Raw genomic sequence first — 19,004 nt, forward strand, 5'->3', positions numbered from 1 at the left:
TGTATCATTTGCAAATGATAATTAATATCATTAACAGATATTAATCAAACGAGTATTTTAATGATGTACCAACGCTTTACCCACTGTTTTCTGGCCGTCGCAGTCGCCTGTGCTGCACACAACGTCTTTGCCGACCAAGGCGACACCTTAGAAGAGGTGCGAGTCGTGGGTAAACTTAGCGAGTTTGGCGCGACTAAATCGTCGGCACCGGTGGTAGAAACCTCGCGTTCGGTAACCATTGAATCGGCGGACTTATTCATTGATAAGGGCGCGCTAAATCTATCCCAGGTGGCGACCTATTCAGCCGGTGTATCCGGGGAAACCTTTGGTTTTGCCACCCGTGGCGATGCTATTTACGTGCGTGGGCTTTCGGTGCCACGCTATCGCGACTCGATTCAAGAACTGTTTGGCAGTTTTAACAGCACACGTATCGAGACCTACGCGCTAGAGCAAGTTGAAATCCTCAAAGGCCCTGCGTCGGTTTTGTATGGTCAAGGTACGCCGGGCGGCCTAGTTAACGCGGTGACTAAAACCCCAAAGGCAGAATCGTTTAAGGAAATATTTGCCGAATTCGGGAATAACGATCGCCAAGTATTTGGTGCCGATGTTAATTCGGTATTAAGCGAGAACGGCCAATGGCTGGGCCGGTTTGTGGCATATTCCCGCGAATCCGACACACAGGTCGATTTTGTTAATGACGATACAGTATTATTTTTACCGTCTATTACTTACCGACCTAGTGAAAGCACGGAATTAACCGCGTTTTACGAATACCACAAAACCGACAGCCTTGCCGCAGCGCAATTTGTTCCAGTCGAAGGAACCTTGTTTCCGCTAGAGGGCGTGGGTTTTATTGATCAAGATGTCTTTACCGGTGTGCCGGGTTTTGATCGCTACGATACCGAGTCAGAGCAGTTTACGTTTTTAGCGAAACATCAAATTAACAGCATTGCCAGCGTCGAAGCGACTGCATTGTACCGCAGCGGTGAGGCCGATTATCGTCAATCTTGGCCAACCTTTACCGGAGCTAGCAGATATTTAAATCAGTTTTTAAATACCGATATTTTCCCAGATGCAGCCGTTGCACGAACATTTTTTCAGGCGAAAAATACGTTTGATCAAAAAGCCTTAGACGTTCGGTTTTTACTGGACTTTACTACCGGCGCACTTGAGCACAACGTTTTATTGGGTGTGCAATATCAAGATGTACGCACCGATGATGAGTCATCGAGAATACGCGCCGCCGGTGTTTTAGAAGGCGACTTTAGCTTTATTTTGGACTTAGCCAATCCAACCTACAACGGCTTGGTTCCAAGCGACGCCGATTTTGCCGCAGGTTTTGTGGATACTCCGGAGCAAACCGTAGAAGACATCGGTTTTTATTTTTCCGATCAAATTGCGTGGAATCAATGGCGTTTTACTCTGGGTCTTCGCTCCGATGAAGTCGATAACGATGACGGTGCGGTAACGCAAAACGATAAAGCGATATCCACCAGTGTGGGTGCCTTATACAGTTTTGAGAATGGCTTGGCGCCATACGTTAACTATGCAGAGTCTTTTGAAACGGTCGTCGGAACCGATCTTGCCGGTAATCAGTTAGATCCCGAAGAGGCCGAGCAATACGAAGTCGGCGTAAAATATTCGCCCGAGGATGGTCGTTCATTAATTACCCTAGCTGCCTACGACATTAAAATTACCAATTTGCCCAACCCAAATGGTTTGCCCAGAGACGCGGCACAACAACAAGGCGAGGGAAGCATTAAGGGCGTCGAGCTAGAAGGTCGCGGTTATTGGCAAGATTTTTACTGGCAATTTGCGGCATCATTATTAAATGCCAAAGATCCTAACGGTTTGGCGTTACCTGCAATTGCAGAAAAACAAGCCAGCACTTGGCTTACTTGGCGACCCACCATTTTTGATCACTTACATGGTTTTAAAACCGGATTTGGTTTGCGTTATTTTGGTGAGTCGGTGTCCGAAGCCGGTTTAGGTAACGGGGCTTTATTAAGTTATAAAACACCCAGTTACACCTTGGCCGATTTTATGATTGGCTATGAATTTGAAAAGATAGATCTAACCTTAAATATTCGTAATTTAGAAGATAAAGAATATTTAACGTCGTGCTTAACTCGTGGTGATTGTTTTCCGGGTGTAAGAAGAACAGCGGTTGCCAAGGTAAGTTACCGTTTTTAACGAAGTTTTAAGACGCTGGTGAAAACATCGGGACCGCTAATTAATTCATCCATGATGTAATCAGAGGACAGAAATTGAAAATGCGATTTCCAATTTCTTCTCAATTTCAATCACTTACCGTTCTTGAAATTGGCGACACATCCTTGTGTTGAGGGAAACTCTGGGTTAATCAGAGTTTCCCATCGTTAAATTAGGCAGGGTTTTTTAAAGTATTTACAGGTGTTTGGTACATTATTGTTGAACACAGAGGAATTTATGAACGGTTCAATTTTGGCTGGAATTATTATTCAGTTTGCCGGTGTAGTGTGTTTGTATTTGTCGTGGCGAAAAATTATTAGACTTACCGCCATTTATACCGTGCTCGGCTGGGTTTTACAGGCATTAGCGTTGATAGCTTGGACCCATGGCATTGGCGTTGAATACGGGTTAACACTCGGATTTTTATGCTTTGGGTTTTACGCTTGGTTAATTATTTTTGTGCAAAACCTTAGCAGTAAAAATATAAAAATTCAGGCAAGGCCGTGGCAGCCAGCAACACCGAGTGCCAAAAAAGTTTGGCAACACACCGCACGATTTTTAGTAGGCGTATTACTCAGTGGCGTAGTAAGTATTTTATTTATGGCGACAGTGATTGAATTTTTGCCCTGGCAGTCGGCTAATCGTTTAGCTTTGGGTTTTATCTTGTTACCCATAATGTGGGCCTGTTTGTGCGTTTGGTGTTACACCAAACCGTCATTAATTAAACCTGCATTAACTCTGTGTGCCGGTGTTGGTTTATTTTCTATTAATTTTATTATGTAGTTTTTTATGTTGAAGCCTACAGAAAACCAATCTCTCGTTAAAGCCTGCACAAGTAGCCATTCCTTGAGCGGGCTTTTTGTCGCTGCAATTTTATATTTGGTTTGCATCAGTGGAACCGTTGCCGTATTTCACAGCGAAATAGGTCGTTGGGAACAACCCCTAGCACCAGAAGGTAATATCGCCAGTATCGAGCAGGTAGAAGCGTCTCTTAATCGCTACTTAGATGAGAATACAGAATTATCCGATCACGAATACGTATTTTTTCCGTCAGATGCGTCGCCACGTTATAAAATTGGCAATAAAAAAGACTCGTGGTATTTAGACTCTGAAGGCGAATTTGCACAATCGGCCGCAGCGCCTTACGCAGAATTTCTCACACGCCTACATACTTCGCTGTTATTGCCAGAATCCTTTGCCTTGTACGTTGTAAGTATTACCGGCGTATTTTTAGCAGCGCTAATTATTTCCGGTATCTTGTCCCATCCAAGCATTATTAGAGACGCCTTTAAATGGAGAAAAAATAACAGCGAACGCATTTATCAAGTGGATATTCACAACCGCCTAAGTGTTTGGGGCTTACCTTTTTATTTGATGATTGCCATGACCGGTGTGTATTTTGGTTTTGTGGGTTTGTTATTTGCTGCTTACGCAGAATTTGCTCACAACGGTGATCGCGCTGGATTACTGGAAGAAATTTACGGCGCCGAACCGCAATTAACGCAACAAGTAGGTCATGTTGAATTTGCTAATGCTTATCGACAAGTAGAAGCTATGAATCCCGGTGGTAAACCCTTATTTGCGATTCTGCACGAAGCCGGTACCGACAAACAATTCTTAGATTTTTTTGTGCAACAGCCCGAGCGATTGTTGTATTCAGAGACTTTTCGTTTTTCAATTAACGGCGAATTTATTTCCACGGGTGATTACATTGATGGCGCGGTCGGAAAGCAAATTGCCTATTCAATCTATCGATTGCATTTTGGTGATTTCGCAGGTTTAAGCGTAAAAATAATTTACGCGCTATTGGGTTTGAGTTTAACGGTCATTTGCGTCTCTGGTGTTAATATTTGGCTGTTAAAACGCAAACACGAAACCTTTGTTAATCCTCTGTGGACGAGCTTAGTGTGGGGAACACCGGCGGTAATGTTACTGTGCGGAAGTTTATCGTTACTGTTAAAAAATCCTACGGCCTTTTGGTTTTGGTTGCCTTTGGCGTTTTTATTAGTCGCCAGCGTGTGGGTTAAAAACACTCAAGCCTTGAAAACACAATTACTGATACTGAATGCAATTTTAGCGCTGGTGCTTTTAATCGTATACGTGGTGAGTTTTGGTTCGAGTATTTTAGCGTCCGCAGCCATAGGCGGTGATCTGTTCTTAATGGCCTTGATGATTTGGTTTGGGGTGATGGCGTATCGATCTTTTAAACTACAGCGAAGTTGCATAAACCCAGCAGAGTTAACACCAGTGTTTGTGCAGTAATGTACGGTTGTATTTTTAAACAAAAAAAGCCACATTTATCAGCGTGGCTTTTTTTATTTAATCAGAGGGCAGAAATTGATAATGCGATTTCCAATCTCCTCACAATTTCAGTTTACCGTTTTTGAAATTGGCGACGCATCCTTGTGTTGCGAGAAACTCTGGGTTAATCAGAGTTTCCTTTAATAAATGCAATCTATTTTTAGGGACTATTTTTAGAGATTATTTTTCAGGAATTGCTTGTTTTACAGATTGTGTGTTTTCCGCATTACTTGTTTTACGGTTCAATGCGTGCCTGCTGGGTTTCAATCCAATTTTGAACCAACTCGGTTACTTCGCGCGAGGTTTTGCCGACGGTAGAAATGGGTTTACCAACCACTACGGTAATCACGCCGGGTTTTTTCACAAACTGTTTATTTAGCCAAAAGCTACCGGCATTGTGAGCGACAGGAATTACATCGACATTACAGGCCAGCGCAATTTCGGCACCGCTGCGTGCGTATTTACCGGTTTGTTTTGGCTCTACGCGCGTGCCTTCGGGGAACACCAATAAATTACGGCCCGAGCGAATACGCGCAACACCGTCGCTTTTTACCTGTTTTAAGGCTTTTAGTGGATTAGCGCGATCAATCGCCACAGGATTTAACCGCGCAAGGCCCCAGCCGAAAAAAGGCAACTTCAATAATTCTTTTTTCAAAATGGTGCTCATGGGTCTGAATAACGTCTGCAAATAAAACGTTTCCCAAGCACTTTGATGCTTTGCCATGATAACGTAATTTTTCGATAAATCCGGTTCGCCCTCAGGAAATTCAATACGGTAGCGAATACCACAGACTGCGTTTGCCGCAGCAACAACGAAAAAATTCCAGCGGTTGATAATTTTTCGAGCCAGAGGTTTAGGAAAAACATAATAGAAGGTAACTGCAAACATACCGGCTAAAATGGCGGAGGTTGCATACAAGATATGAAAAACAACCGAGCGAAAATAATTGATCATAAATACGCGTACTTAAAACCGTGTAGACGGATAAATTTACGGTAAAGAATTAAATCATCCAGCTGTGTGCGAGCTGTTAAACGCATAGCGATAAACCAGTGATATTAAGTCAGTGAAGAGTTCGTTAAAAATGCCGCAGAATGTAATCACAGGCATCGGACAACAGATTAAAGCGAGCAATAATTGCGTCGTTTTCAAGGGTACTTGTATTCCCATCAACACCCTCAGCCAGTACCGGTGTCACGAAAATAGCTTGGGCGCCCACGGTTTCGGCCAAAATCACATCGTCTTTTTGGCTGGTGACAAATACGATTTCATCGGCAGGCACGCCAAATTCCAGCTCGATGGCATCAATCAAGCCGGTTTTGGGTTTGCGACAAAAGCAATTGTCGTCGGGCGTATGCGGGCAATAAAAAATTCCGGCAATGGTTGCGCCGCGATTTTCTACCAACTCATTAAGCTTGGTGTGTATTGCCTCAAGCTGATCCAGCTCCATTTCGCCACTGCCAATGGCGGGCTGGTTGGTGGCAATAACAATGTTAAACCCAGCATGATTTAGGCGTGCTAATTGGTCAGCAGCCCCGCAGACCGGTTGCCACTGGGACAACTCGGTTACACCACCTACTCGGAATTGGTTGATTAAACCATCCCGATTTAAGACCAATAATTGCACGCTTAAACCTACTTCAAAAAATTAACTTACTTTGCCGCAACCAAATAAGAGATATCGGCCACTTGCAAGAATAGATCACGCAAGCTCTGTAACAAGGCCATGCGGTTATTGCGAAGCGTATCGTCTTCGGCCATCACCATAACTTCATCAAAGAAGCGATCCACCGGCGCGCGTAGTGCCGCAAGTGCCGTAAGCGCTTGGGTGTATTGCTGCTCGGCAAACAATGGCGCGGTCTCGCGAGTAATATCCACTAGCGCATTGGCCAGCGCGATCTCGGCGTCTTCAATCAATAAATTGGTTTTCATTGGCACGATTTCGGTTTCGTTTTTCGCCAAAATATTCGATACACGCTTGTTTGCAGCCGCCAAAGCAGTTGCTGCTTCAAGCTTGGTGAACTCCGCTACCGCCGCGATACGTGCGTCGATATCCGTGGGTGTAGACAAGCCTTTAGCATTCACCGATTGGAAGATCTCGGCGCTGATGTTGGCGTCTTCGTACCAGGCTTTTAAGCGCTCGATCATGTAGTTCACAACCGTTGCTTGCAGACCTTCGGCCTTTGGTAACTGCGAATACTGAGCGATGGCAAGACCAAGCAACTCGTTAAGATCAAGATCGAGTTTGTTCTCGACCAGTAATCTTAATACCGCAAGGCTGGCTCGACGCAGCGCAAACGGGTCTTTCGAACCAGTGGGTTGCTCGCCAATGCCAAAAATACCCGCCAAGGTATCTAGGCGATCGGCCAACGCCAGCACGGTACCAATGTTGGTTTTGGGCAACTTATCGCCGGCGAATTTTGGCAAGTATTGTTCGGCCAATGCTTCGGCAACTTCGCCGTCTTCTTGTTGATTCAATGCGTAGTAACGACCGGCGATACCTTGCATCTTGTCGAATTCCAACACCATATCAGAGGCAAGATCGCTCTTACACAATTCACCGGCGCGTGCTGCTTTTGTGGCGTCGTAGCCCAATTTAGCGGCAATAGCACTGGCTAAACCCGCCACACGTTCGGTCTTTTCGAATAGGGTGCCGAGCTTGGCTTGGAAGACGATGGTTTTTAAACGATCGCGATATTCGTCCAAGGTGTGCTTTTTATCGGTTTCAAAGAAGAACGCCGCGTCGGCAAGGCGAGGGCGAATGACGCGCTCGTTACCGTCAATAACCGCGTCTGGATTTTGGCTGACAATGTTGGCGACAGTAATGAAGTTAGGCAGTAGCTTGCCGTTGCTATCAACCACGTGGAAATACTTTTGATGTTCCGACATGGACGAAATCAAGGCTTCGGCTGGTACTTCTAAGAAGGCTTCGTCGAATCGACCGGTCAAAGCAACGGGCCATTCCACAAGAGCGGTAACCTCATCTAAAAGATCGTCTTCAATAACCGCTATACCGCCGATTTTTTCGGCTTCTGCCTCTACTTGTTTGCGAATTTCAGCCTGGCGTTGTTCGAAGTCTACTTGCACAAAACCGTCTTGTAAGAGAGTGCTTACATACTGGCTTGGTTCGGTAATTTCGAGAGTTTGATTGCAGTGAAAGCGATGACCGCGGGTTAGGTTACCGGCGTTCAAGCCAAGTACTTGGCCGCTAACAACCTCTTTGCCGAACAACAGGACTAACCAGTGCGCAGGACGCACAAACTCGGTACGTGTTGCACCCCAACGCATGCGTTTTGGAATGGGTAAGGCCGCTAAAGATTTGCTTACCAAATCAGCCAATAGATCTGTGGTAGGTTCTCCGCCGCTAACCTGAGTGAACGCTAACTTCTCTACCTTGCCATCGTTTTGAGTGGTTAACTGATCAAGGCTCAAACCGTTTTTCTGGGCAAAGGCTTCTGCGGCTTTGGTTGGCTTGCCTTCAGCATCGAATGCGATCTTTGCCGGTGGGCCAAACATTAAGCTTTCTTTCTTAGGCGTGGTGTCGGCGAGATCGGTAACGATAACTGCCAAACGACGCGGTGCTGCCAGTGCTTTAATGCTGGCGAATTCAAGATCGGCGGCTTTTAAACCCTGCTCAATTCCTTCTTTGAAGGCATTGGCGAGGGTTTTAAGGGCTTTGGGTGGTAACTCTTCGGTTCCGAGTTCTACTAGAAAATCTTGGCTCATGCTTTTTCTCCCGCGGCATCTTGTGCTTCACACGCGGCTAATACTTCATTGCGTAACGATTCTGGAGCAAGTGGGAAGCCCAAAGCACGGCGACGCTCAAAGTAAGCTTGAGCAACGGCGCGGGCAAGGGTGCGTACGCGCAAAATGTAGCGCTGGCGCTCGGTCACCGAGATCGCGTGGCGGGCATCCAATAAATTAAAGGTGTGCGAAGCTTTCATAACCATTTCGTAAGCCGGTAATGGCAAGCCTTTTTCAACCAAACGTTGGCTTTCGCTTTCGTATTTGTCGAAGCACTGAAATAAAAACGGAACGTCGGCTTCTTCGTAGTTAAAGTGCGACATTTCGACTTCGTTTTGATGGAAAACATCGCCGTAGGTGACTATGTCGCCATTTGGGTTTTTCGCCCAGACTAGATCGTAAACGGTGTTCACGCCTTGCAAATACATGGCGATACGCTCTAAACCGTAAGTGATTTCACCGGTAACGGGATAACACTCTAGGCCGCCAACCTGTTGGAAATAGGTAAACTGGGTGACTTCCATACCGTTTAGCCACACTTCCCAGCCTAAACCCCATGCACCAAGAGTTGGCGATTCCCAGTTGTCTTCAACAAAGCGAATGTCGTGAATCAGCGGATCAATTCCCAAATGCTTCAGCGAATTCAAATACAATTCTTGAATGTTGTCGGGCGATGGTTTCATCACGACTTGGAATTGATAGTAGTGCTGTAAGCGGTTGGGGTTTTCACCAAAGCGACCATCGGTAGGACGACGGCTGGGTTGCACATAGGCGGCATTCCAGGTCTCAGGGCCAAGCGCACGTAAAACCGTGGCTGGATGGAAAGTACCGGCGCCGACTTCCATATCAAGAGGTTGTAATATTACGCAGCCCTGTTCGGCCCAGTACTGCTGTAATGCGAAAATGAGCCCTTGAAAGGTGCTGACGTCGGGCCCGGACGCGGCGTTAGATTCGGCCACGGTGATCTTGCTCCACTGAAACTGGTTATTGGCAAAAAAAGTTGAGGGCGGATTATAGACGTCCTAGGCTGATTTCTCACCCAGCAATTAAAATTTGCCGTAAAAGCATTAAAATTTGAGTCAAATTAGGCATTTGCGCTAGTCTTCGCGCGAAATACTGCTCGCGAAACGCGTTCATTCACCTATAAGTCAGTTGATTAAGGAATTCCTATGGCCCAAGGGCCCGAAAACCCGTCATCCGAAGCTCAGTCGTCGAACATCAAATCGTCGGATACCAAGGCAGATTCGAATCGCCGTCGTAATCGCCGCAACCGCGCCATGGATGATTCAGCCGCTTTTGATCTTAAAGGCAATATCGCTGTGGCTCTTTATAAGTCATTGAGCATCTTGCCGTTATCAACCTTGCGCGCATTAGGCGGTTTGGTCGGTAAGTTTTTATGGGCAACTAACGGTTCGGCGGCCAAGGTCACACGAGAAAACATTGGTTATGCGTACCCTGGGTTATCAAGCCAAGAGCAACTGGCCTTATCTAAACAGAGTGTGATTGAATCGGCGCGCACCTTTACCGAACTTGCCAAAATTTGGACGCGAGACGACGTTTGGCTCGAAAAGCACTTTATAGAAGTCGAAAACAAAGAAAGATTTTTACAGCACGTTAATGATGAGCGCGGCCTGATTATTCTGGGCCCGCATCTTGGTAATTGGGAGGTTATGGGGCGTTGTTTGGGAATTTTTTGCCCAGTAGTTACGGCCATGTATCAACCGGTTCAACTTCCGGCCATGGATGCCATGATCAAAAGTGCGCGCAGCATTAATATGAAAATGGCGCCCACCGATCGCCGTGGTGTTATGCAGGTAATGAAGGCGCTGAAGAACAACGAAACCGTGGGTATTTTACCCGATCAATTACCACTCGATGGCGGCGGTGAATTTGCCGACTTCTTTGGTAAACCGGCCCTAACTATGACCTTAATACGCCAGCTGCAACAGAAAACCGGCGCAGCGGTGATGATGGCCTTTGCTAAGCGTATAAAAGGTGGCTACCGAATTATCTTTAAAGAACCCCACACCGATATTTACAGTGAAGATCCCGCCGTGGCCGTAGCGGGTTTGAATAAATCTGTAGAGCTGTGTGTAAACGTGGTGCCCGAACAATATCAATGGGAATACAAGCGTTACCGTCGCCAACCAGAAGGCCTGCCGCGGCCGTACCAGTTTTAATCCTAGCGATAAGCAGCGATCAGTTTAGGTAACGACTCTTCAATAATGTTCGATTTAATGGGCGTTTGAAAATAGCCCACGTAACGCCCTTTGGGATCAACAACAATAACCTGACCACCGTGATCGATGTTGTACACATTCGAGTCCGGTTCGCCGACATCTTGTGGACTTTTCAAAAATGGTACAAAGACGTTGTCGGCAAAAATTTTCAGGTCAATAAAATCTCCGGTTAATCCGTAAAAATTAGGATTAAACTGATCAAGATAAGTGTTAATTCGCTCCGGCGTATCGCGTTTTGGATCAACACTAACGAAATGAACATTCACTTGCGATTGAATTGTACTGGGTAAATTGTTATTGGCTCTGTTTAACTCGGCCAAGGTCGTTGGGCAAATGTGCGGGCAATGAGTAAAACCAAAAAATAATAAATCCCATTGTCCCTGCCAAATATCCGCGGTTACTACCGCACCGTGTTTATCGACTAACGGATTCATGGCTAAAAGCTTGGGCGATTGAGTTAGCACTAAACCTTCTATATCCAAATTCAAAACCGGTGTCGAGGCACTGTCTCGCGACATGGCGAATTTGTTTAAAAAAAGCAGCAGCACCAATGCCATAAAAAAAAACGATAAAAATACATTAAACCAGATTCGGTTTTGTACGCCGTTGCCTTCTTCTGAAAACGGGTTTTCTTCGTTATAAGAATTTATTTCTACCTCCAAATCTTCGATGTTTTTATTCTGGGTGACAGAATTTTTATCAAAAGTAATCTTTGATTCGGAAGAAATAGTACGACTCACCATGACACACCTCTAAAATTAGATGAGTAGGTAATGATCCAGCAACATAAACACAAACAAAATAAGCAAATAATTAATTGAATACTTAAAAGTAGACAGCGCTATTTTATTGTCTGTAGTAAATAATAATTTTAGCGCATAGAGTAAAAAGCCAAGTCCTAAAATAACAGCACCAAATAAATAAATCCAAGAAAACATTTGTGTACTAAACGGTAGTAAAGACACCGCAAATAAAATCAAGGTATAAAATAAAATATGCAATTTGGTGTAACGAATGCCATGGGTTACCGGCAACATAGGAACACCGGCTTTGGCATATTCATCGCGTTTATAAACAGCTAAAGCCCAAAAATGTGGTGGTGTCCAGGCAAATATAATCAGTACTAATAAAAGCGCGCCGCCATCAACAGAATTAGTAACGGCCGTCCAACCCAAAAGCGGAGGCGCGGCACCAGCAATACCGCCAATAACAATGTTTTGCGGTGTTGCTCGCTTTAAGAATAGAGTATAAACGAGGGCATAACCAAGTAACGATGCCAATGTAAGATAAGCGGTTAGCTCGTTGACAAAAACCACCAATACGGTTTGGCCAATCAACGTTAATAAAGCGGCAAATAATAACGCGTTCAGTGCGGGAACCTTACCGCTGGCAACGGGACGCTTGTGAGTACGTGACATCTTTGCATCAATTTCGCGATCCACTACGTGATTTACCGCAGCCGCTGCACAAGCGCACAGGGCTATACCTAAATTTCCCCAAAAAAGTACCGAAAGACCCACAAACGACGTTGACGCTAATAACATTCCAATGACAGAAGTTATTAACATCACAATAACCACTTTTATTTTGCAAAGCGCTAGATAGTCACGCCAATTAAGTGACGTAAATAAAAAGCCCGCGCGTGTGCTAGTAACTCTCATCTATATGCCTCTATTTATTATGTTCTTGTTGGCAAAGTTTTAAGACATGCAGTTTTAAAAAGTATTTTGCCTAAAGTTAAACCGCTGTTGTCTATTTTTTACGAATTTAATTATTGATGCTTTTAGAGATTAGCGTCTGTTTGTTTATAGAAATTAATTGATAACTCACATAAATCACGGTTAGTAACAGTATTGCGCCAAAAAGGTTATGCAGTAACGCGATTGTTAAGGGAATTGCCAGAAGAACATTGCTGATTCCAAGAACAAGTTGAATCGTTAAAACAGTCATTAAAAAATAAGACGATTTTTTTAATGACGTGTTTCGTAATAACGTAATTGCCAGAGCCAAAACAATAAATAATGTAACTGCGGCGCCGATGCGATGGGTAACATGAATGGCCGTACGCGCTGGGCCTTCCAACAAGCCACCCAAATAATTTGGGCCGATAGATTGCGTAAGATTAAAACCTTCTGAGAAATTCATGTTCGGAATAATTTGGTTTTGACAGGTCGGAAAATCGTGACATGCAAAGCCCGCGTAATTTGAGGCAGTCCAACCGCCGAGTGCAATTTGAAAAGAAACCACTGCAACAGCGCACCAAGACAAGGATTTTATAAACCCAAGCGAACGAGGCTGTAAAGATTTTGAAGTCGAGGTGATCGTGTTCTCTATAGGTTTTTCTGCGGTTTTTTGCCTACCAATGTACACAAGCGTTCTTAGACGCAACGCTAGCAACCACAACAAACTCACCGTGGCAAAACCGCCCAAAAGATGCAGCGTTACGACCTGCGGCCAGAGTTTAAGCGTTACGGTATACATACCAAACAATGCTTGGCAAATAACCAGAACCAACAAACCCAGTGGCAACCAAAAAGGGTGAGACGAATCGATTTTTTTTAATCGGACTCTTACCGACACAACTGCGATGATTAAAATCAGCAAGCCCAAAATACTGGCTGCATAACGATGAACCATTTCCGGCCAGGTTTTAGACGTATCTACGGGTGATTCCGGAAAAGCTTGTTCTGCGGCGGCAATTTCGTGGTGACTATCCGGCCAAGTTAAATGACCGTAACAACCGGGCCAATCAGGACAACCTAAACCTGCGTGAACTAATCGCGTAAACGCACCCAAGCACACCACCACAAAAGCAAAACATAATGCTGCCGATGTAATTCGTAGCAGCAGTTTTGATTGAGATAACTGCCACCGTATATCTGCATTAGCGGATTTACTTAAGTCATGCGAATCTGCTGGAAAAAAAGAGGAATTCTGTGACTTATACGAGAATGTCATGACTAAGCCTTTATCATTGTTATTGTTGGAGAATGCTTAGTGAAACTATTACAGGAGCTTCTTACAGGAACTTCTATTTGAATTTCTAATGGTACATTTATTAACGAACCTACGATTAACTCAATAGACATTTAACCGAAGGAAAGAAATCGAACGTGCGATTTCCAATTTCTTTTTAATTTCAATGACTGACTGCTCTTGAGATTGGCTACAGTTGTTTGTACGAACTGAAACCGATTATTTATTCAAAGTCAGTCTTGCGTGAATTATTGGTCACTTTCTTACAGCATTGGAAGGACTTTATTGAATGCCAGATTTTATTCGTAGGAATAACGCAATAAGCGTTTTAAGTCATCCAGCAAATCATTGCCTTGAAAACCCTTTGCGTAGGACATCATGGCAAAACCTTCTTGATCGACCAAAATAACCGAGTCATTTTGAAAGCTGTTGAGCGCACTGGTATCACTAAAGTAGCGCTGCCATTCATTCAGTTCGGTAGAGCCAATCTGCAAATTATTAAAATAATGTTGTGGCAGTGATAGTTGATCGACAACACTCGCGTCAGATTCAGTATTTAGATTGTTTTCCGTTGTTTTACCGTGTTCAAGCAAAACCAAAATCCGCTCAAGACGATTAGCATCTTTGCCTAGGCGTTTTTGCACCTGCTGGGTTGTGTACAAATTGCCCATACAGGCTTCATCGCAACTGCTGCTGACAGGGATAACGAGCCGCCATTTACGTTTTTCTTGGGCTTCACTTGGCAGCAGTGTTTGAACCGTGCCAGAGTTATCAATAGGTAGATGACTTACGTTAACCGGTGGAAACAGCAAATCACCTTTGTTAACAGTAGCCTCAGGAATTCCCGAGCCGGTGCTGTAAATCAGGTAAGCACCGACCATTGGACCGAGCACCGTAAAAATTAACAATAACGCGGTAAAGTAGGAACGACGTTCGTGTTCAACGGAAATGTCCATGGAATTCATTGTGCCACCATTGCGAGAAATTACTCTGTGTTAGGGTAAAGGCAATAAAAACGGTAATCGCCATCGCAAACCATTGAATTGCATAACCAATGTGTTTTGATGGAGGCATATTACTCACTTGCCAATGTGTTCTCAGCGCGTGGGAATCCTGTGGTGAAATCTGAATGTACCAATTACTCAACAAGTTCTGATAAGGAAAGCTTGTTGGTGTAATTTCCAGAATCGACGTAGTAGGACTAATCGTATATGAATCAGTGGCCATAGGCTCACCGGCATATAGGTTATCTACAAAAGGTAAATTCAGCGGTGCGCGAAACTTACCTTCGATGGTCGTTCTATTCACACTAAAGTTGCTAGTATTCAACAAACCTTTTTGATTCATGAGCGCTAAAAGTTGTTCTGTACTTGGATTTCGCGACGGATGACCCGCTATCCAACCCAGATTTACCAATACTGAAATCTTATCTCTTGTAACAAACGGTACTAAAGCGTCGTACCCATATTCACCGCGGATCACCTGATTTTTTAAAAACCAAGCAGATTCGAAATCGAAATATCCATCTAAAGAAACGCTTTGAAATTCCGTTGGTGATAACTCTTTTAATGAATAAGGATGATCCGGCGATAACATGTCGAATTTTTGGAACTGGTTTTCTAAATGTTGCTTTTCGATGGCTCTATTTATTTGCCAAATTCCTAATATTAAAAATAGAACAACAAAGACAGAAAAGACAGCGACGGAGGCAAAATTAGTATTAAATTTAATTTGATCTAAATGGAGGCTATGAATCATATGCTTCTCTCTTGACGCCAAAAACCTCTAAAACTAACTTAAGTTATTACTAATTTATTTCGGAGGCTATCGGGCGACTTCTTTATTATTATGTGTTTGTGCGGTTACTATATATCCAATAAGCAGTTTTGCATAAATTGTTTATAGATATAAATAATTTTTAAAGATTAAATAGATAGAGATTTTAGATTCTATTTATAAAGCGCAAACACATAAACGTTAATAGGTTCTTCTGGTTTGAATCAATTGCACTAATTCCAAAAACAAAGCTATTAAATGTATTAAATACAATATTCATTCTATTTTTTGATATCGCTTACTAAGCGTAGATCAATTATTTTATTTTGAACGATTAATCGTAAAAAAATGCTAAGAACTTCAATTTCTGACGATAAATATTAAAAATTAACGAAAAATAATTACTAATGAATCCATTTAAGTTAATCATCGTTGTGCTGTTATTTCTTATTGTTTTAAGCTTGTCCAAAGCTTTGATGTCGCTTTTCATCGATCGTCATTTTCCCGAAAGAAAGCGAGTACTTTTTACCTTGGCAATCCGATTAGTATTAACAATTGCTTTATTAGTGACAGTATTTATTGGTTATTACACGGGGCGTTTAAATAGCCATGCTCCGTGGGAAGTTAAACCGGTTAATGAAAGTACCATCAAAAATTAAGCCAGCACGTAAACAAAAATAAATAAACACAGCCAAACCACATCGACAAAATGCCAATACCAACTTGCAGCTTCAAAACCAAAACAATTATTGGCGTCAAAATGATTTTTTAGAGTTGCACGCAAAAACATGACCAACAACATAAACGTGCCTAAAAAGACGTGAGCGCCGTGAAACCCCGTTAACATAAAAAAGGTGGCGCCATAAATACCGGAACTAAGTGTCAAACCCATGTGGTGATAAGCTTCTATATACTCCTCTGCTTGCAATATTAAAAAAACTACGCCCAAGACAACGGTAGCGCCCAGCCATAAATAAAAAGGTTTACGATGCCCAAACTTTAGGGCGGTGTGAGCCATGTGTACGGTAATGCTTGATGTCAAAAGTACAACCGTATTCCAAAAAGGTAACCAACCCCAAATAGATCCGGCGCTGGATAATCCCATGTTTTGATCCGGCCCTTGCATAGCGGCGGTATCGCCATTCACTGCACTGTCTGGGGTTTGCATTAGCGGCCAAGTGTGTTCAAAGCCGGGCCAGAGAATGGAATTCGTGAAATTATCATGAGTGCCATCGCCCGCTAGCCAAGGTACGGCGAAATTACGAACATAAAACAAGGTGCCAAAAAAAGCCGCAAAAAACATAACCTCACTGAAAATAAACCAACCCATTCCCCAAACGTAAGAAGATTTCAGTTGATCGTTATTCAGCCCGGCCAGATTTTCTGTGATGACGGCTTGAAACCAGCACCACAATACGAACGCAAATACGGTAAAACCGCACATCAGTACCATGGTTCCGGCCGAATGGCCGTTGAGAATTAAGGCCAAGCCAATCACACTGCTGGCAAGACCCATAGATGCAAAGATAGGAAGCTTACTTTGCTCTGGAACGTAATAGATATCGGACGGAGAATTCACGCTAGTGACAGCCATAGGAATCTCACTTAATTAGAGTTGTACGTTAGTTGCGTCCTTTTCTCGGGAGTAATGTCAAACATCGTGTAAGACAAGGTAATGGTTTTAATATGTTTGGGCAGATCGGGATCAACGATAAACTGCAAAGCAAGGTCTGTGGACTCACCCGCAATTAATGGTTGATTGTTAAAACAAAAGCACTCTGTTTTATGAAAATAGCGGGCGGCCTCGGCAGGTGAAATACTTGGAATTGCCTGGCCAACCATATCGTTAAGGGTAGGGTTTTGTGCGAAATAAAAAACCGTTTTTGATTTACCAACAATGGTTTCAACCTGAAAATCTCTCGGTTTAAAAATCCACGGCATAGATTCATTGTTATTAGCAATAAATTGCACATGAATATTTCTGGCATCTTCAATTTGATTAAAACGGTCGTCTTCAACTGTATAGCGACCGGCAGTTTTACCATTTAGGCCGGTAATATCACAAAATACATCGTATAAAGGCGGCAGCACAAAAAACGCAAAAACAAAACTTGCCACTACAGCGGTATTTATTTTTAGTAGTAGTATTTTTGTGCGTGTATCCACCGTGGTCACCTCCAAGTACTATTGAATAACGGGTGGTTTAGTAAAGGTGTGATAGGGCGCTGGTGACGGAAGCTGCCATTCCAACCCGGTGGGTCTTTCCCAAACTTCGGCACTGGCTTTGGATTTACTGAAGATGGTTCTTACAACGTTAAATAAAAACACCACCTGCGCGGCACCAAACAAAAACGCGCCGCAACTCGATATCATATTAAAATCGGCAAATTGCAATGCGTAATCGGGAATACGACGTGGCATTCCCGCCAAACCAACAAAATGCATTGGAAAGAACGTTAAATTCAAACCAATAAATGCCAACCAGAAATGGGTTTTGCCCATCAGCTCGTTGTACATATGTCCGGTCCATTTGGGTAACCAGTAATAAACGCCAGCGGTTATTGAGAAAATAGCGCCGGGCACTAAAACATAATGGAAGTGCGCGACTACAAAATAGGTATCGTGATATTGGAAATCCGCCGGTGCGATGGCGAGCATCAATCCAGAAAATCCACCGATGGTAAACAAAATCACAAAGGCGACGGCAAACAGCATGGGCGTTTCAAAGGTTAATGACCCGCGAAACATGGTCGTCACCCAGTTAAAGACTTTTACACCGGTGGGAACGGCAATCAGCATGGTGGCGTACATAAAGAATAATTCGCCAACCAATGGAATACCAACAGTAAACATGTGGTGTGCCCAAACGATAAAGCTCAACAACGCGATAGACGCGGTGGCATACACCATTGATGCATAGCCAAAAAGAGGTTTGCGAGCAAAGGTTGGAATAATGGCACTGATAATACCGAAGGCCGGTAAAATCATAATGTACACTTCTGGGTGGCCAAAAAACCAAAAGACGTGTTGAAACAATACCGGATCGCCGCCACCGGCAGCATCAAAAAAGCTGGTACCAAAATGAATATCCATCAACATCATGGTAACCACAGCCGCTAGCACCGGCATAACAGCAATTAATAAATACGCCGTAATTAACCAAGTCCAAACAAACAACGGCATTTTCATTAACGTCATGCCTGGCGCGCGCATATTTAAAATGGTCGCGATAATATTAATGGCACCCATAATGGAGCTCGCGCCCATAATATGAATGGCGAAAATAAAGAAGGTTACACTTGGTGGCGCGTAGGTCGTAGAAAGCGGTGCGTAAAAGGTCCAACCAAAATTGGGGCCGCCACCTTCCATAAATAACGTTGATAACAAAATGGCAAACGCGAAGGGTAAAATCCAGAACGACCAGTTGTTCATTCTGGGCAGCGCCATGTCGGGTGCACCAATCATGATGGGAATCATCCAATTGGCGAGTCCCACAAAGGCTGGCATCACCGCACCAAAGACCATGATTAAGCCATGAAGCGTGGTCATTTGATTAAAAAATTCTGGCTCGACTATTTGTAAACCGGGTTCAAATAATTCGGCGCGAATGACCAGAGCAAAAAAACCACCGATAAAAAACATCGAAAAGCTAAACCACAAATAAAGTGTGCCAATATCCTTGTGATTAGTGGTAAAGAGCCAGCGCCCAATGCCTTTTGCGGGACCGTGAGACATGAACTTTCTCCAATTTTTTG

General features: G+C 43.7%; 17 protein-coding genes. 5 read left to right on the forward strand and 12 right to left on the reverse strand.

Annotated features, from left to right (window positions below; all coding sequences use genetic code 11):
* Positions 1–60 precede the first annotated feature (60 nt).
* The 3 genes from ACYQ2C_RS12030 (at position 61) to ACYQ2C_RS12040 (ending at position 4,473) form a co-directional block, all read left to right on the forward strand.
* A complete protein-coding gene (locus ACYQ2C_RS12030) occupies positions 61–2,193 on the forward strand; it encodes a TonB-dependent siderophore receptor (RefSeq protein ID WP_460102870.1) in 2,133 nt (710 codons plus the stop codon).
* Positions 2,194–2,448: 255 nt separating this feature from the next.
* Positions 2,449–2,994 carry a hypothetical protein gene (locus tag ACYQ2C_RS12035; protein WP_460048961.1) on the forward strand — a complete coding sequence of 182 codons (546 nt, stop codon included), beginning with the start codon at positions 2,449–2,451 and terminating at the stop codon, positions 2,992–2,994.
* A 6-nt stretch (positions 2,995–3,000) separates the two neighbouring features.
* Positions 3,001–4,473, forward strand: a complete 1,473-nt coding sequence (locus ACYQ2C_RS12040) for a PepSY-associated TM helix domain-containing protein (RefSeq protein WP_460102872.1) — start codon at positions 3,001–3,003, stop codon at positions 4,471–4,473.
* A 274-nt stretch (positions 4,474–4,747) separates the two neighbouring features.
* On the opposite strand, the gene ACYQ2C_RS12045 is transcribed toward ACYQ2C_RS12040, so the two are convergent.
* The 4 genes from ACYQ2C_RS12045 to glyQ form a co-directional block, all read right to left on the reverse strand.
* Positions 4,748–5,467 (reverse strand): lysophospholipid acyltransferase family protein, encoded by a 720-nt coding sequence (locus ACYQ2C_RS12045; protein ID WP_460102873.1) that lies wholly within the window; start codon positions 5,465–5,467, stop codon positions 4,748–4,750.
* Positions 5,468–5,591: 124 nt separating this feature from the next.
* A complete protein-coding gene (locus ACYQ2C_RS12050; RefSeq protein ID WP_460102875.1) occupies positions 5,592–6,140 on the reverse strand; it encodes a D-glycero-alpha-D-manno-heptose-1,7-bisphosphate 7-phosphatase in 549 nt (182 codons plus the stop codon).
* A 26-nt stretch (positions 6,141–6,166) separates the two neighbouring features.
* On the reverse strand, positions 6,167–8,239 hold the full coding sequence (glyS, locus tag ACYQ2C_RS12055) for a glycine--tRNA ligase subunit beta (RefSeq protein WP_460102876.1): 2,073 nt from the start codon (positions 8,237–8,239) through the stop codon (positions 6,167–6,169).
* Positions 8,236–9,216 carry a glycine--tRNA ligase subunit alpha gene (glyQ, locus tag ACYQ2C_RS12060; RefSeq protein ID WP_460048968.1) on the reverse strand — a complete coding sequence of 327 codons (981 nt, stop codon included), beginning with the start codon at positions 9,214–9,216 and terminating at the stop codon, positions 8,236–8,238. Before glyQ ends, glyS begins: the two co-directional genes overlap by 4 nt.
* Before the next feature lie 210 nt (positions 9,217–9,426).
* Here glyQ and ACYQ2C_RS12065 point away from each other — a divergent pair, with 210 nt between their 5' ends.
* Positions 9,427–10,437 (forward strand): lysophospholipid acyltransferase family protein, encoded by a 1,011-nt coding sequence (locus ACYQ2C_RS12065; RefSeq protein ID WP_460102878.1) that lies wholly within the window; start codon positions 9,427–9,429, stop codon positions 10,435–10,437.
* A 2-nt stretch (positions 10,438–10,439) separates the two neighbouring features.
* Here ACYQ2C_RS12065 and ACYQ2C_RS12070 read toward each other — a convergent pair whose 3' ends face one another.
* The 5 genes from ACYQ2C_RS12070 to ACYQ2C_RS12090 form a co-directional block, all read right to left on the reverse strand.
* The gene (locus tag ACYQ2C_RS12070) at positions 10,440–11,240 is read right to left on the reverse strand and encodes an SCO family protein (protein WP_460048971.1); all 801 of its coding nucleotides are present in this window, start codon (positions 11,238–11,240) and stop codon (positions 10,440–10,442) included.
* A gap of 15 nt (positions 11,241–11,255) precedes the next feature.
* Positions 11,256–12,158, reverse strand: coding sequence for a heme o synthase (cyoE, locus tag ACYQ2C_RS12075; protein ID WP_460048973.1), 903 nt, complete (start codon positions 12,156–12,158; stop codon positions 11,256–11,258).
* 106 nt (positions 12,159–12,264) lie between these two features.
* The gene (locus tag ACYQ2C_RS12080; protein WP_460048975.1) at positions 12,265–13,455 is read right to left on the reverse strand and encodes a COX15/CtaA family protein; all 1,191 of its coding nucleotides are present in this window, start codon (positions 13,453–13,455) and stop codon (positions 12,265–12,267) included.
* Positions 13,456–13,772: 317 nt separating this feature from the next.
* Positions 13,773–14,438 carry a hypothetical protein gene (locus ACYQ2C_RS12085; protein WP_460102882.1) on the reverse strand — a complete coding sequence of 222 codons (666 nt, stop codon included), beginning with the start codon at positions 14,436–14,438 and terminating at the stop codon, positions 13,773–13,775.
* The gene (locus tag ACYQ2C_RS12090) at positions 14,413–15,231 is read right to left on the reverse strand and encodes an SURF1 family protein (protein ID WP_460048977.1); all 819 of its coding nucleotides are present in this window, start codon (positions 15,229–15,231) and stop codon (positions 14,413–14,415) included. Before ACYQ2C_RS12090 ends, ACYQ2C_RS12085 begins: the two co-directional genes overlap by 26 nt.
* A 425-nt stretch (positions 15,232–15,656) precedes the next feature.
* On the opposite strand from ACYQ2C_RS12090, the gene ACYQ2C_RS12095 reads away from it, so the two are divergent.
* Entirely contained in the window at positions 15,657–15,908 is a 252-nt protein-coding gene (locus ACYQ2C_RS12095) for a DUF2909 domain-containing protein (RefSeq protein WP_460102885.1), read from the forward strand.
* On the opposite strand, the gene ACYQ2C_RS12100 is transcribed toward ACYQ2C_RS12095, so the two are convergent.
* Genes ACYQ2C_RS12100 through ctaD form a run of 3 tightly spaced genes read right to left on the reverse strand, consistent with a single transcriptional unit; the run spans position 15,905 to position 18,984 of the window.
* A complete protein-coding gene (locus ACYQ2C_RS12100) occupies positions 15,905–16,843 on the reverse strand; it encodes a cytochrome c oxidase subunit 3 (RefSeq protein WP_460102887.1) in 939 nt (312 codons plus the stop codon). The genes ACYQ2C_RS12095 and ACYQ2C_RS12100 overlap by 4 nt on opposite strands.
* A gap of 11 nt (positions 16,844–16,854) precedes the next feature.
* A complete protein-coding gene (locus tag ACYQ2C_RS12105) occupies positions 16,855–17,415 on the reverse strand; it encodes a cytochrome c oxidase assembly protein (protein ID WP_460048983.1) in 561 nt (186 codons plus the stop codon).
* Between the two features lie 18 nt (positions 17,416–17,433).
* Positions 17,434–18,984 (reverse strand): cytochrome c oxidase subunit I, encoded by a 1,551-nt coding sequence (gene ctaD / locus ACYQ2C_RS12110; protein WP_460102889.1) that lies wholly within the window; start codon positions 18,982–18,984, stop codon positions 17,434–17,436.
* Positions 18,985–19,004 lie beyond the last annotated feature (20 nt).

Source organism: Sessilibacter sp. MAH3 (genome assembly GCF_054658275.1).

Coding starts and splice junctions, on each gene's coding strand:
- ACYQ2C_RS12030 (WP_460102870.1), top strand. CDS start 61: ATGATGTACCAACGCTTTACCCACTGTTTTCTGGCCGTCGCAGTCGCC.
- ACYQ2C_RS12035 (WP_460048961.1), top strand. CDS start 2,449: ATGAACGGTTCAATTTTGGCTGGAATTATTATTCAGTTTGCCGGTGTA.
- ACYQ2C_RS12040 (WP_460102872.1), top strand. CDS start 3,001: ATGTTGAAGCCTACAGAAAACCAATCTCTCGTTAAAGCCTGCACAAGT.
- ACYQ2C_RS12045 (WP_460102873.1), bottom strand. CDS start 5,467: ATGATCAATTATTTTCGCTCGGTTGTTTTTCATATCTTGTATGCAACC.
- glyS (WP_460102876.1), bottom strand. CDS start 8,239: ATGAGCCAAGATTTTCTAGTAGAACTCGGAACCGAAGAGTTACCACCC.
- ACYQ2C_RS12065 (WP_460102878.1), top strand. CDS start 9,427: ATGGCCCAAGGGCCCGAAAACCCGTCATCCGAAGCTCAGTCGTCGAAC.
- ACYQ2C_RS12070 (WP_460048971.1), bottom strand. CDS start 11,240: ATGGTGAGTCGTACTATTTCTTCCGAATCAAAGATTACTTTTGATAAA.
- cyoE (WP_460048973.1), bottom strand. CDS start 12,158: ATGAGAGTTACTAGCACACGCGCGGGCTTTTTATTTACGTCACTTAAT.
- ACYQ2C_RS12080 (WP_460048975.1), bottom strand. CDS start 13,455: ATGACATTCTCGTATAAGTCACAGAATTCCTCTTTTTTTCCAGCAGAT.
- ACYQ2C_RS12085 (WP_460102882.1), bottom strand. CDS start 14,438: ATGAATTCCATGGACATTTCCGTTGAACACGAACGTCGTTCCTACTTT.
- ACYQ2C_RS12090 (WP_460048977.1), bottom strand. CDS start 15,231: ATGATTCATAGCCTCCATTTAGATCAAATTAAATTTAATACTAATTTT.
- ACYQ2C_RS12095 (WP_460102885.1), top strand. CDS start 15,657: ATGAATCCATTTAAGTTAATCATCGTTGTGCTGTTATTTCTTATTGTT.
- ACYQ2C_RS12100 (WP_460102887.1), bottom strand. CDS start 16,843: ATGGCTGTCACTAGCGTGAATTCTCCGTCCGATATCTATTACGTTCCA.
- ctaD (WP_460102889.1), bottom strand. CDS start 18,984: ATGTCTCACGGTCCCGCAAAAGGCATTGGGCGCTGGCTCTTTACCACT.